Below are 13,604 nucleotides of genomic sequence, written 5' to 3' on the forward strand. Positions count from 1 at the left end.
GGCCTCTGACGAGGCTTCTGACATGAGCGATCCCGGCGGCCCGAGGTTCACCGGAGTGATCGTTGCACGCGTCGGCAGCAGCGTGGAATACGACGGGAATACGCCTGATCACCCGGCATCGAGAGATGACTTCGGGCGGCAGGTGATATCTGCAGCCGCGCCTTCGACCGGATCGCCGACGGCAGCAAGACCATCGAGTGCCGTCGAGTCTCCAGCACACCCACTGATGCTCAGGAGCCCGCGCCGAGGTGGCGTTCGGCCCACTGGGTGATGTCGCGGCGTTCGATCGCCGCCATCAGGTCGGGGAAGGCCCTGCTGCTCCCCGTGGACAGCGGCCAGCGCGCCGTCCATCGCCGCGTCAGCGCCCTGCAACCCGCACCCGGTGCCGTCCCCCTCGCCGCCGCCCAGCACCATGCGCCACCTGCGCAGCCGCTCATCCACGCGCTCCCCCCAAGATCGCCAGCACCGTCTTCGCCGCGGCGCCGGTTCCTCACGCCGTTCCAGATTTGCTAGGCCGCAGACCAGAACCGGGCCTTCAGCAGAGTGACGCCGACGAGGTCGGGGGTGAAGTCCTCGTGGGCCAGCGCCTTGCGATGGATGCTCACCCGCCAGAGCGTGTCCCGTTGGCCCAGATCGAATTCTTCGCCGTAGGTCGTGTCGCCGTCATAGTCGCTCAGAGCGAACACTCTTCCGGCCGCGAAGCGTACGTTTCCAGACCAGCTACGGTCCCAGGAGTCGAGTGGCGGTGGCTCCCCGTTCCAGAGCTCGTACTTGATCAGGCATCGCCGGCTTTCCCGCTCGTTGATCGCGATCGCGTTCTCGCCCGCGTTGATCCAGCCTTCAGGGTCGATGTCGTAGACGTCCGACATGCGACCGCGCGAATAAGGCGGCCACCGGGTGAACGGATAGTTCTGTGTAATGCCTTCTTGCTACATTGCCCGATCCGCCACCGTTGCTCATGCCCTCTGCTCCTCTCGCGTATCCCGCCCGGACAGCCAAGCAAGGCCAGTAATCCGGTTCCAGAGCACTTTGGGCCCGCGAATGAGGCAGAAATGCGGCATCGGGCCGGGTGAGCAGGACAGTTGTACGCCCGCCGTTTTACGCTTACTTGTGGCGATGGGAGTGCAGCGGGTTCGGCTCACCCAACGGCGCAAGGCAGTCGGCTACAGCCAGGAGGCGCTGGCCGATGCTCTTGGCGTCGAGCGTTCCACTACCGGCCGGTGGGAACGGGCCGAGACCGAACCGCAACCGTGGCTACGTCCCAAGCTGGCGGCGTTGCTCAAGGTCACAACCGCCGAGCTTGACGATCTGCTGGCCGACATCACCACCCTGCCCGGCAAGTCCGCCGACTACGTGTTGCACTCGTCGGTGCCGCTCGACTTCTCACTGACCCGCAGCCACACGATAAAGATCATGGAACGCTTCTCTACCTACGACATCGCATCCAGGCGACAGGTGATTGCCGAGCTGGTGGTGCTCGCCGGCTCGGCCTTGCCGCAACCCGTACGCCAATGGGTCGCCAACTTGCCGGTAGTGCCCGTGAGCGGCGATGTGACACAGGACGACGTAGCCGAACTGGAGCAGGCGGTCATGCTGTTCAGGCGATGGGACGCCTCGGGGGCGGGTGGACTGCGGCGTAAGGCTGTAGTCGGCCAGTTGAACGCCGTGACCGAAAGCCTGACTGAGCGCCACCCTGCCGATGTTGCCCGGCGACTATTCCTCATCACCGCCGAGCTGGGGCAGCTGGCAGGTTGGATGGCCTACGACCAAGGGTTGCATGGCATGGCGCAGCGCTACTACCTGCTCGCCCTGCATGCCTGCCGTGAGGCCGCTGCCCCTGCGCTTGGCGCAAAAATCATCGGCGACATGACGCAGCTATCCACTGCCCGCGGCAACTTCGAGGACAGCTTGAGCTTGGTGCGTACGGCGCTCTGAACCAGGCCGAAGTGGACTGCCTAGCGGCCAACACGTTCACAGAACTGGCCCTGCGAAGTACGGAACCAGAGCGTTGGCGGCGCTACGCGAACTCGCAGAGTCCGTTCGTTCGTCGTTGGTGGTGGATTGGTTCGTCCGATTCGATGGTGAGTTGCTGGCCCGCCACCCGGATTGCTCGGAAGCCGCCGGATTCCACGATGAGCTACGCGACTACATACGCAGGGCAGCGCCACAGAGGGAGCGTGAGCTGGTTGGGCACGGAGGCTGAGTACCGGGTGCTGAACGGCCAGGAGGCAGCCGAGCACCTGGACGAACTCACCGACCTCTACACGGAGGTGTACTCCGAACCGCCTTACGAGTGGGGGCCGGAACACGCCTCGCTGTTCCGCGAACGGTTCGACGTGCAGCGCCGGCAAGAGGGGTTCGCGTTGGTGACGGCCGGCGAGCACGGACATCTTGTCGGCTTCGGCTTCGGAGTTACACTCCAGCCGACAACCCCATGGTGGCGAAACTTGCTCGCGCCATTGCCGGATGACCTGACGACCGAACGGTCTGGTCGAACCTGGGCGTTGGTCGAGCTGCTGGTAGGCGCCGTGGCGGCGACAGCATGTAGCCCAGACCATCCACGACACGTTGCTCGCGGACAGGTCAGAAGAACGGGCCACGCTGACGGTGCTGCCGGCGGCCGCGCCTGCCGTGGCCGCGTACCGCACATGGGGGTGGAGACAGGTTGGGCAGAAGCGGAACCCTTTGCCGGGGGCGCCTGTCTTTGCGGTGATGCTGAAGGAGTTGAGCACGCGCTGAACCGCCGTTGAGCCTCCAGCACGCTCACTAATCGTCGTGCTCGGTGTAGCCGAAGAAGTGCAGCTGCCCCAGCCAGCGGATTGGATGGCCGGCCGGAAGCCTCCGATCGGGCATCAAGGACGGCAGGAACATTCGGGACCAGTCGATCTCCGGACCACCGGCTGGGGCTTGCCGAATCACCTCGGCCAGCTCCGTTCCTCCGCTTTGGCCGCCGGGGACGTGGGTCCACACCCCGAAGTCTTCGCCCAGTCCCTGGCCACGGCCGTCCAGCCATTCGGAGAGATAGTCATCCGCCGCGCTCCGGACTGTGGACACGTCGTTCAGTAGCCAGACCTGCCCCTTGGTGCTTCCGCTATGGCCTACCAGGCGGGTCATCTCCAACAGGTGAAATCCGTAGGGATGACGGGTAGTGATCCTTGTCGGCGGATCAGGAAGTTCAACATCCTCCAGTTCCTCCACACGCGCCCTGGCGATGTCATCGTAAGGGTCGATACGCAGCGCCTCACGGTAAGCGGCTGCCGCCGCCTGATCTTCGCTCAGCCAGTGCAGTGCGCACGCGAGCGAGAACGCCGCGAGGTTATCGTCCGGCTGAAGTCTGAGGGCAAGTCGCGCGGCCTCCATCACCTCCTTCGCCAACTCCAGTCCGAGCTCGTCGTCTTCATCCAACCCGGCAGGCGGATCGTAATGCGCCTCGAAGTGGTCCTCACCGCCGGCAGAAACGTCGTTCAAGTGGGCCCGCAGCTTCCCCAAGGCCAGCACCGTCAGGCACACGGCGCTGGTGGAGTCGTCGGGAACGGCAGCCTGGATGGCTGCGTAGGCGTTCCTCACCCCGTCCTCGTCTTCCAGGTCATCAAACGTGCCGTGCTCAGTGGCCTCCCAGAAGTACTGAAGGGACACACCGGCCGCTCTACGCACCGACTCGATATCCGCCATGTCGCTCATGACACGACACGATAATGATCACAATCTGCGTGTACGCGAGAATCGCCTCGATCACTGGATCACGTCACGAACAACGGCAGGGCATCCTCACCAACGGCGTCTTGCTCATCGCTCATCGGGCTCGCACTTGATCTAAGAAGCAGGCCCTAACGCTCAGGAGCCCGTGCCGAGGTGGCGTTCGGCCCATTGGGCGATGTCGCGGCGTTCGATGGCCGCCGCCATCAGCCCGGGGAAGGCGTCGGGCGTGCACGCGAACGCCGGCACACCCAGCGCGGCCAGGGCGGCGGCGTTGTCGTGGTCGTAGAACGGGGCGCCCTCGTCGGAGAGCGCCAGCAGCACGATCACCTGGACGCCCGCCTGGGTCATGGCGGCCACCCTGCGCAGCATCTCCTGCCTGACCCCGCCCTCGTACAGGTCGCTGATCAGCACGAAGATGGACTCGGCCGGCCGGGTGATGAGCCCCTGGCCGTACGCGATGGCCCGGTTGATGTCGGTGCCGCCGCCGAGCTGAGTGCCGAAGAGCAGCTCGACCGGGTCGTGGAGCTGGTCGGTCAGGTCCACCACCGCCGTGTCGAACACCACCAGGGACGTCTTGAGCGACCGCATCGACGCCAGCACCGCGCCGAACACGCTCGAATACACCACCGAGGCCGCCATCGACCCGCTCTGGTCGATGCAGAGCACCACCTCCCGCTGGACCGCCCGCTGTCTGCGCGCGTAGCCGACGAGCCGCGACGGCACGACGGTGTTCTTCTCCGGCAGGTAGTTCTTCAGGTTCGCCCGGATCGTCCGGTCCCAGTCGATGTCGGCCACCCGCTTGGGCCGGTGAGTGCGGGCGGAGCGGTCGAGCGCGCCGGTGACGGCCGTCCTGGTCTTCTGGGAGAGCCTGCGCTCCAGGTCCTGCACCACCTTGCGGACCACCGCCCTGGCCGACTCACGCGCCTGGTCGGGCATCACCCGGTTGAGCGCGAGCAGTGTGCCGACCAGGTGCACGTCCGGCTCCACGGCCTCGAGCATCTCCGGCTCCAGCAGCAGCCTGGTCAGGTTCAGCCGCTCGATGGCGTCCTTCTGCATGACCTGGACGACCGTGGACGGGAAGTACGACCTGATGTCGCCCAGCCACCGCGCCACCCGCGGCGCCGACGCACCGAGCCCGGCTCCCCGGCCGCCCTGCCCGCCGCCCTCCTGCTCTCCGTAGACGGCGGCCAGCGCGCCGTCCATCGCCGCGTCGGCGCCCTGGAGCCCGCATCCGGTGCCGTCCGCCTCGCCGCCGCCCAGCACCATGCGCCACCTGCGCAGCCGCTCATCCATGCTCTCTCCCCAAGATCGCCAGCACTGTCCTCGCCGCGGCGGCCGCGCGCCGCTCGTCCAGCTCCGCCTCGGCCGCCTCCGCGTGCCTCCCGCCCGACCGGACGCGCTCGCCGACAGCCCTGCGCTCCGGTACGGCGAAGCCGCCGAACGTACGCCTGAGCAGGGGCAGCACCTCGATGAACTGGTCGCCGCCGAGCCCGGTCAGCCACTCGTCCACCAGGGCGAGCAGCCGGGGATCGTGCACCAGCAGCAGCCCGCCGCCCGACAGGAACCCCTCCACCCAGGCCGCCGCCCTGACCGGCGTCTGCCCCCGGGACATCGCCCTGGACATCCGGTCCCCGACGTCGTCGAGGTCGCCCGCGTCCAGCAGGATCCTGGTCAGCCGTCCCTCGATGAGCCCGTGCAGGTCCTGCCGGTCGCAGATGCCGCGTAACGTGACCAGCCACCGGCTGCGCGGCGTGGCCGCCCGCACTCCGCCCTCGTCAGGCGCCGACGCCTGTTCCCCGCCCTCGTCGGGGCTGGGGTCGGGTGTCCGCGCCCGTCCTCCGTCCTCGTCGAGCAGGGCGACGGCGGTGTGTACGGCGTCCACGTGGCCGAGCAGGTCGGCCGCGGCGCCGTCGTCCAGGCCGGTGACCGAGACGGGCAGGCCCACGCAGATCCGGTCGACCATCGAGTGCACGATGACCTCCAGCCCTTCGGCCGAGGTGCCGCGCACGTCGCCGTACCGATGGGCGCGGACCATCGCGGGCAGCGCCGCCATCAACCGCGTGACGTCGGTGTCGAGCGCGGCCCGCGCCGACAGGGCGGCCAGCACTTCGGGCAGCGCCTCCGGCAGATCCGCCAGCAGGCACCGCTCCACCAGCGCGGTCAGATCCGCCAACGACCCGACCGGCCCCGGCCCCACGCTCCCGCCAGGCGCGGAGCCACCAGGGCCCTGCGGAGCTCCGCCGCCGTCCGGCTGCCCGGCGGTCGGCGGGGCGACCGCGCCGGAGGCCAGGTCGCGGGCCTGCTGGGTGGCCGCGGCGGACACGGTGGTGCCGAGGGCGGCGCGCTCGATCAGCTCCAGGTCGAACTCCGGCTGCCAGCGCAGCGTCCATGTCTCCCTGAACGTGCCCTTGCCGCGCGAGACGCCCGGCACGCCCCAGTCCACGCCGAGCAGCCGCAGCCGGTGCAGCAGGTGGCTGCGGCTCAGGTCGAGCGGCTTGCGCAGGTCCAGGTCGAGCTCCCGGTCGAGCGCCTCCGCCCGGAGCCGGACCTTGCGCTGCTGGTCACGCAGGTCCCGCTGCAGCGGGACCATGGGCGTGCCGTCGGTGACGTGCCCGAGCCGGTCCCCGACGACCATCCGCCGCTGGATCAGCTCGACGGCCAGGTCGTCGCCCTCGCACAGCACGGCGCGGGCCGCCTCGGTCACCTCGCCCAAGCCTGCCAGCGGACGCCCGCGCAGCCCGGCCAGGCTGTTCGCCAGCCGCACCGACTCGATCACGTGGGCCGGCGACACCGGCAGCCCCTCGTCGCGGAGCACGGCCGCCGCGCCCGTCAGCCACCGCTCCACCGGCCGGTCCACCACCGCGAACAGGTGGTCGTACCAGCCGGGCGAGGTGATCCCCGCCCCGTAGCCGCTCCACCACGCCAGCCGCCCGTACGTCCACGGCACCCAGGTCAGCTCGGCCTTCACCTTGGGCAGCCCGCGCAGCAGCGCGGTGTCGTCCTTCGCCGGGGGCAGCGGCTCGGTCAGCGCGGGCACGTGCCAGGCGCCGCACACGACCACGATCCGCTCGAAGCCCTCCTTGAGCGCCGCACGGAGCGTCTTGCGCATGTACGCCTCACGCCTGGCCTCCCGCTCGTCCGGCCGGTAGCCCTCCCGGACGGCGGCCATGGCCTCGGCGATCACCTCGAACGGCGTGTCGCCCCGATGCTCGACGACGTCCTCCCACCACCGCTCGGGATCGTCATACCCGGCCGCCCGCGCGAGCGCCGCGATGGGATCGACCCGCAGCTCCGGCCCGTCCGAAGGGTCGGACTGAGGCTCGGGCCGGGGTTCGGCCAGGGTGTGGGCCGCCGGTAGGTCGCAGAAACGTACCGGAATGCCCGCCGCGACCCCGTACAGGATGGCCTGCCACTCCGGCGAGAAGGTGGCGAACGGCCAGAAGGCCGCGCCGGCGGAGGTGCCCGGGACGTGGGCCAGCAGCGCGACCGGCGGCTCCAGCTCGGGCGCGAGCCTGACGAGCGCGTCCGCCTCCGGCGGGCCCTCGATGAGGATCGCGTCGGGCCGCAGGCGCGCGAGCTCGGCCCGCACGGCACGGGCGGAGCCGGGGCCGTGGTGGCGCACGCCGAGGATCGAGACGCTCATGACACCTCGCGGCAGGCGCGGTAGAAGTCACGCCAGTCGGACCGCTCGCGGACGACCGTCTCCAGGTATTCGCGCCACACCACCCGGTCCGACACCGGCTCCTGCACCACGGCGCCGACGATGCCCGACGCCACGTCCGACGGCCGCAGCACGCCGTCGCCGAAGTGGGCCGCCAGGGCGATGCCGCTGGTCAGGACCGAGATGGCCTCGGCCGTGGACAGGGTGCCGCTGGGTGACTTGACCTTGGTACGGCCGTCCTCGGTCACGCCGGAACGCAGCTCGCGGAAGATCGTCACCACCCGGCGGATCTCGGCCATGCCGGTGCTCGTCTCCGGCAGCTCCAGCGAACGGCCGAGCTGGGTGACGCGTCGGGAGACGATGTCCACCTCCTCCTCGGCGGTGGCGGGCACCGGCAGCACGACGGTGTTGAAGCGGCGGCGCAGCGCGCTGGACAGCTCGTTCACGCCCCGGTCGCGGTCGTTGGCGGTGGCGATCACGTTGAAGCCGCGTTCGGCCTGGACCTCCCGGTTGAGCTCCGGGATGGGCAGCGTCTTCTCCGACAGCACCGTGATCAGCGCGTCCTGCACGTCGGAGGGCATCCGGGTGAGCTCCTCCACCCGCGCGACGCGCCCCTCGGCCATCGCCCGCATCACCGGCGACGGGGTCAGCGCCTCCATGGACGGGCCCTCGGCCAGCAGCCTGGCGTAGTTCCAGCCGTACCGGATGGCCTCCTCGGCGGTGCCGGCCGTGCCCTGCACCAGCAGCGTGGAGTCGCCGCTGACGGCGGCGGCGAGGTGCTCCGACAGCCATGTCTTCGCCGTGCCGGGCACGCCGAGCAGCAGCAGCGCCCGATCGGTCGCCAGCGTCGCGACGGCGACCTCGACGATCCGGCGGGCGCCCAGGTACTTGGGCGAGATCCGGTCGCCGTCGCCCAGGATGTAGGTGGTGACCGCCCACGGCGACAGCTTCCAGCCCGGCGGCCTGGGCCGGTCGTCGTCCTTGGCGAGCAGGGCCAGCTCGTCGGCGTACTGGTCTTCCGCGTGCGGGCGCAGGATGGTCATGAAAGCTCCCTGATCATGTCGGCTCGGAAACGCAGCAGGGCGGCGACCTGCTGGATGGACGGGACCGGCGAGTAGTCCTCCGCCAGATCGGCGAGCGCGGGATCGATGCGCTCACCCGCCAGCCTGACCAGCTCGCCGAGGTTCCACGGCTGGGTGGTGGCCACCTGGATGATCTTGCGGAGCACGGCAGTGGCCAGCGTCTCCTGCCAGCACGGCGACACGCCTCCCAGCACCATGATCAACTGGCTGTCCAGGTCGTGCTCCGTGGTGAAGCCGGCGGCCAGCTCCTGCTGCTCGGCCGGCCCGAGCGCCACGAGCAGGTCGGAGATGGGGTCGCAGGCGAACATCGCCCGCGCCCACGCCGGCTCCCGCTGCAGCACCGCCGCGCGCACCCAGGCGGTCTTCACCTCGCTCTCCCAGTCGGGGATCTTCTTGCGCAGCATCGCGCCGGGCGACTCCCCCCACATCTGGAGCGGGGCGCGGGCGATCACCTGCTGCAGCCACCAGGCCCGCTCCCCGACGCCGCGCGGCGCCTTGGGCCTGATGCCGTCACGCTCCATGACCTTGTCGCAGCTCGACGGCGCTTCCACGATGATCGTGGCCGGCTCGACGGTCAGGCAGGCCCGGGCCCGCTCCGCCATCCGCTGCGACAGCCGCGAGCCGGGCAGCCGGGTGAGCAGGTTCGCGGCCCCCTGGCGCACCTCGCGCCTGCGGTCGTCCAGCGCCGCCTCCAGGAAGGGCTCGTCGTCCATCGACAGCCCTTCGGCCAGCACCTGCACGAACACCGCCCGGTCGTCGGGCGTCTCCCGCTCCCAGGTGCTCTCCAGCAGCCGCCGTGCCTCGCCCGGCTCGGCGGCCCTGAGCCGCCGCAGGTGGTCGCGCCGGTCGGCGGCACTGCCCAGCTCCCACGTCTCGCCCGTCGGCTCCTCCAGCAGGTACGCCCACACCGGGTTACGCTCGGCCAGCCACCGGCCGCGCCGGCCCGCCAGCACCCCGAGATCCGCCCGCATCGAGGCGTCCCGCCTGCCACGATGCAGCAGCTCGGGCAGCACGTAGGCGGGCGCCCTGCGTCCGCTGCCGGCGGCGACGGACAGCCACTCGGGCAGCACCCTCTCGTGCTCGCCGCCCAGAATCCTGACCAGCCGCTCGGCCGCGCGCCTGCTGACGGCCTCCTGCTCCTCGTCGGGCGCGCGCACCGGCTCCCCCGGCCGGCCCGGCCGCCACCCGGCCCGCCGCCGCACCACCTCGACGGCCGCGCTGCCGAGCAGATCTCCTGCGTACGGCCTGCGATCGGTCCCCACCAGTGCCGTCGACGCCAAGTCGTCCCAGCTCACCGAATCACCGCCACCTCATCGTCGTCCCAGCTCACCGGGTCACCATCGCCTCGTCGTCAGCCCAGCTCAAAGGATCACCGTCGCCTCGTCGTCAGCCCAACTCACAGGATCACCGTTGCCTCGTCCTCGTCCCAGGTGGTCAGGGGCCGGATGCCTTGCGGGGTCCATTCGGCGGCCACCGTCAGGGGCCGGCCGCCGGACACGGCGAGCAGCCGCCAGATGTCGCCCCTGCGCGGGTGCAGCGGGAAGCCCCCGAGTGAGGTCTCCTCGGGTACGACACCGGCCAGGACGATCGGCCACGAATCGGCCCACGGGTCCCCCGCCAGGGCGACGCCGATCTCCTCCATCGCCTCCTCAGGAGTGACCCCAGGCGGCACCCTGCCCTCGGCGACCCCCGCACCGCCCTGAGCAGCGCCGTCCCACGAACCACCACCGGCAAAGCCATGGCCACCCCTCTCCGCACCGCCCCCGGCGACGCTGCCCGCACCGCCGTGGGTGGCGGTGGGGGTGGTCGGGTCGGTGGGTCGGTGGCGGGTGGCCACCAGGGCGCGCAAGGGGGAGGCGCCTGGGTAGAAGGCGAGGTCGGCGTCGATGATGGTGCCCGTGACCAGGGAAGCGTCCAGGGCCTGGCCGGGTGGGGCGAACGACAGGATGAGCGCCGCCCGGCCCGTACGGCGGCCCCGCAGCCATACGCGGCGGGCGGCGAGCCGGTCCTGCTCCTCGTCGCGGCTGCCGAGCACGTCCCACCGGTCGCGCGTCACCGGGCCGGCCAGCACCTCCTCACGCGTGACCGGGAACCCGACGCGCATCAGGACCGTCTGGGCCAGGTCGGCCGGGAGTTCGGCGCGCTGCCTGTAGGCGATCGCGAGGAGGTTGAGCAGGGAGTACTCCTCCAGGAGTCGCCCCGGCCAGCCGTCCACGGCCCGCACCCGCGCCAGCCGCGACACGATGCCCGCCACCCCGGGCGCCTGCGCGTCGATGAGCCGCTTGGCCAGCCCGGCCCAGTCATCTTCCGCCGCACCCGACAGGCCCTGCCGCACCTGGTCCGCCAGCCAGCGCTCCAACTCGGCCAACCCCGCCGCCACGCGCGTATGCCGTACGGACTCCGCGCCCGCGGCCCGCCCGCCCACGGCACCGCCCAGACCGGAACCACCGCCTGAACCCGCAGGACCGCCCGCACCCGAACCAGCATCCAAGCCAGCTGCGCCGTCCGCACCCGAACCGGCGTCCAAGCCCGCTGCGCCGTCCGCTTCCGAACCGACCTCCGAGCCCGCTGCGCCGTCCGCGTTCTCGGCGGCGGACGCGGCTCGGACGGCTTCCGCGCGGGCGGCTGACTTGGCGGCGCGGTCGGCGCGTTGGGCGAGCCACTCCGCCGCCCACGACGGGACCGCCTCCACCTCGGGCACGCCATCGGCCGACCACAGCAGCAGCAGCCCGAGCGCGTGCTTGCAGGGGAACTTGCGGCTGGGGCAGGAGCACCGGTAGGCGGGCTCGGTCAGGTCCACGGCCGCCAGGTAGGGTTTGGCGCCGCTGCCCTTGCACTCGCCGAACACCGCATCGCCTGTCGTGCCGCGTAACGACCATTTACCCGGTGTCGCCACGCCCTGGGCCGCCTTTTTGGAGGGCGCGTCGGGGGCGAGGGCGAGGACCTGATCACGGCTCCACCGTTCGATCACTTGAAGCACACTAGTCACGCGCACCGACATTTCGCGTCCCCGCCGACGCACCCGCCACCGCCCCGAAACCTCCGCGCCCGCCGCGCGAATCCCCGCAGACCGTACAATCGCCGGGTGGAATTGATGATCTATCCCGAGGGTCCGACGGTCGAGGTCGCCGACGAGGCCGAGGCGCTGGCGTGCGATCTGGAAGGGCAGCTGGTCCTCGACGGCACCCGGTTCCTGCGGCGTGACGTCACCGGGGCGCCGGTCGCCTTCGTCGAGCGCCCGCCGATCGCCGACGCGCTGGACCTGCTCCCGCATCCCGAGGGCGGCTGGTTCAGGGAGACCTGGCGGTCCGCGGTGTCGTTCGTGCCGGACGGCTACGGCGGCCCACGGGCGAGCGCCACCGGCATCTACTTCCTGCTGCGGCCCGGCGAGGAGTCGGTGCCGCACCTGGTGCGTTCGGACGAGGTGTGGCTGTGGCACCGGGGCGGGCCGCTGAGCCTGACCATCGGCGAGCGGGACGTGGTCCTGGGGCCGCTGGTCGAGGAGGGGCAGGTCCCGCAGGCGGTGGTCCCGGGCGGCGTGTGGCAGTCGGCCAGGCCGGCGGGCGACGAGGAGGTGCTGGTGAGCTGCGTCGTCTCGCCGGGCTTCGACTTCGCCGACTTCACAGCCGTGGCTGACGCCTGACCGGACACTGACGCCTGATGGGACACGTACGCCTGACCGAGCACGGACACCTGACCGGACACGCGGTCACGTTCACGGCACCACCAGCTCCCGGGGCACCGCGCCGGGATCGGCGACGCCGCACAGGGTGAGGGCGTTGACCAGCTCCGCGCGCAGCAGGGACAGCACCTTGGTCACGCCTTCCGCGCCGGCCACCGACAGGCCCCACATCACCGGCCGCCCGATGGCCACCGCCTGGGCCCCGAGCGCCAGCGCCTTGACCACGTCGGTGCCGCGCCGTACACCGCCGTCGAGCAGCAGGGGCACCTGCCCGCGGACCGCGTCGGCGATCAGCGGAAGGCGGTCGATGGTCGGCGGCATGGTGTCGAGCTGGCGGCCGCCGTGGTTGGACACGATGACGGCGGAGGCGCCGTGCTCGACCGCGAGGGCGGCGTCGGCGGGGTGCAGGATGCCCTTGAGCACGATCGGCAGCGAGGTGATCCCGCGCAGCCAGTCGATGTCCTTCCACGAGAAATCAGGAGAAAGGACGACCTGCCGTACGTCTCCGTCGCGGAGGTTGGCGCAGGACATGCCCGGAGGCAGGTCGTGGAAGTCGTGGCGGTCCTTCCGCTCGTTCATGCCCAGGGCCGGCGAGTCGACGGTGATGACCAGCGCCTTGCACCCGGCCGCCTCCGCACGCCGCACGAGAGACTCGGTGTAGCCCAGGTCGGGCTGGATGTAGAGCTGGAACCACAGCGTCGCGCCGGTGGCGGCGACCTCCTCGACGGCGACCGTCGAGAGCATCGCCACCATCATGATCACGCCGGACTCGGCGGCGGCCCTGGCCGTCTCCGTCTCACCGGCCGGGTGCGCCAGCCGGTGGAAGGCGGTCGGCGCCAGCAGCACGGGCATCGACGCCTGCTGGCCGAGCACGGTGACGCCGAGGTCGGGCTGCCCGACGCCGCGCAGGACCCGGGGCACCAGCGACAGCCGTTTGAACGCGGCCTCGTTCGCCTGGACCGTGAGCTCGTCGTGGGCTCCGCCGGCGAAGTAGTCGTAGTAGACCGGGTCGAGCTTCTCGCGCGCCACATCCTGGAAGTCGCGCAGGTTGAAAAGGTGCAATCCGTCTCCTCGAAGAAGGCGTGCGGGGGCTCGCCGTCCGTTCACTCGTTGTCGAGGCCCCAGGGCAGGCGGCAGGTGGCGACCACCTGTCCGCCGGGGACGTTCACCCGTTCGGCTCGGGGATGCGGTCGTTGATGGTCGGCTGCGGCACGCGGTCACCGCCGAAGGGGGGGAGGGTCCATCCGGGCGATGACCCGATCGTAGGCGAGCTCGACGACCTTGTCCCGGCACGCGTAGGCGAAGGTGACCATACAGTGGCCGTCGCGCGTACCGGAACGCCGGCCGGTCGGTGGAGCCCGGCAGGTTGTCACGGACCGGATCGGGAAACAGAATCTCGTTCATGCTTCCTCCTCGTCGCTGTGAGTAATACGGTTGATGCGCAGCGGAGAGATTCGCGGAACTTGGCGCATGTATCGCG

General features: G+C 70.8%; 12 protein-coding genes. 3 read left to right on the forward strand and 9 right to left on the reverse strand.

Translation table 11 applies throughout. The features are described 5' to 3' along the window. Positions 1-230: 230 nt before the first annotated feature. Both ACTMTF_RS14265 and ACTMTF_RS14270 read right to left on the reverse strand, forming a co-directional pair. A complete protein-coding gene (locus ACTMTF_RS14265; protein ID WP_441111038.1) occupies positions 231-437 on the reverse strand; it encodes a hypothetical protein in 207 nt (68 codons plus the stop codon). Between the two features lie 72 nt (positions 438-509). Beyond that, a complete protein-coding gene (locus ACTMTF_RS14270) occupies positions 510-869 on the reverse strand; it encodes a hypothetical protein (protein WP_441111039.1) in 360 nt (119 codons plus the stop codon). Positions 870-1,116: 247 nt separating this feature from the next. On the opposite strand from ACTMTF_RS14270, the gene ACTMTF_RS14275 reads away from it, so the two are divergent. Together ACTMTF_RS14275 and ACTMTF_RS14280 are read left to right on the forward strand one after the other, a co-directional pair. Further along, positions 1,117-1,935, forward strand: a complete 819-nt coding sequence (locus ACTMTF_RS14275; RefSeq protein ID WP_441111040.1) for a helix-turn-helix transcriptional regulator — start codon at positions 1,117-1,119, stop codon at positions 1,933-1,935. A gap of 242 nt (positions 1,936-2,177) precedes the next feature. Next, positions 2,178-2,750 (forward strand): hypothetical protein, encoded by a 573-nt coding sequence (locus ACTMTF_RS14280; protein WP_441111041.1) that lies wholly within the window; start codon positions 2,178-2,180, stop codon positions 2,748-2,750. A gap of 16 nt (positions 2,751-2,766) precedes the next feature. Here ACTMTF_RS14280 and ACTMTF_RS14285 read toward each other — a convergent pair whose 3' ends face one another. The 6 genes from ACTMTF_RS14285 to ACTMTF_RS14310 all read right to left on the reverse strand — a co-directional run bounded on the left by ACTMTF_RS14285 (position 2,767) and on the right by ACTMTF_RS14310 (position 11,413). After that, a complete protein-coding gene (locus ACTMTF_RS14285) occupies positions 2,767-3,681 on the reverse strand; it encodes a hypothetical protein (protein WP_441111042.1) in 915 nt (304 codons plus the stop codon). Between the two features lie 153 nt (positions 3,682-3,834). Then, the gene (locus tag ACTMTF_RS14290) at positions 3,835-4,992 is read right to left on the reverse strand and encodes a VWA domain-containing protein (RefSeq protein ID WP_441111043.1); all 1,158 of its coding nucleotides are present in this window, start codon (positions 4,990-4,992) and stop codon (positions 3,835-3,837) included. Next, on the reverse strand, positions 4,985-7,342 hold the full coding sequence (locus ACTMTF_RS14295; protein WP_441111044.1) for a DUF5682 family protein: 2,358 nt from the start codon (positions 7,340-7,342) through the stop codon (positions 4,985-4,987). Before ACTMTF_RS14295 ends, ACTMTF_RS14290 begins: the two co-directional genes overlap by 8 nt. After that, a complete protein-coding gene (locus tag ACTMTF_RS14300; RefSeq protein WP_441111045.1) occupies positions 7,339-8,403 on the reverse strand; it encodes an ATP-binding protein in 1,065 nt (354 codons plus the stop codon). Before ACTMTF_RS14300 ends, ACTMTF_RS14295 begins: the two co-directional genes overlap by 4 nt. Next, complete coding sequence (locus tag ACTMTF_RS14305) at positions 8,400-9,737, reverse strand: DUF5691 domain-containing protein (protein WP_441111046.1); 1,338 nt, start codon at positions 9,735-9,737, stop codon at positions 8,400-8,402. Before ACTMTF_RS14305 ends, ACTMTF_RS14300 begins: the two co-directional genes overlap by 4 nt. A 101-nt stretch (positions 9,738-9,838) precedes the next feature. After that, complete coding sequence (locus tag ACTMTF_RS14310; protein ID WP_441111047.1) at positions 9,839-11,413, reverse strand: SWIM zinc finger family protein; 1,575 nt, start codon at positions 11,411-11,413, stop codon at positions 9,839-9,841. Between the two features lie 123 nt (positions 11,414-11,536). On the opposite strand from ACTMTF_RS14310, the gene ACTMTF_RS14315 reads away from it, so the two are divergent. Beyond that, on the forward strand, positions 11,537-12,085 hold the full coding sequence (locus tag ACTMTF_RS14315; protein WP_441111457.1) for a cupin domain-containing protein: 549 nt from the start codon (positions 11,537-11,539) through the stop codon (positions 12,083-12,085). A 72-nt stretch (positions 12,086-12,157) separates the two neighbouring features. Here the strand turns inward: ACTMTF_RS14315 and ACTMTF_RS14320 are convergent, their stop codons facing one another. Further along, the gene (locus ACTMTF_RS14320; protein WP_441111048.1) at positions 12,158-13,186 is read right to left on the reverse strand and encodes an alpha-hydroxy acid oxidase; all 1,029 of its coding nucleotides are present in this window, start codon (positions 13,184-13,186) and stop codon (positions 12,158-12,160) included. Positions 13,187-13,604: the final 418 nt, after the last annotated feature.

It is taken from the genome of Nonomuraea sp. ZG12, from assembly GCF_052068115.1.
Classification (GTDB): domain Bacteria; phylum Actinomycetota; class Actinomycetes; order Streptosporangiales; family Streptosporangiaceae; genus Nonomuraea.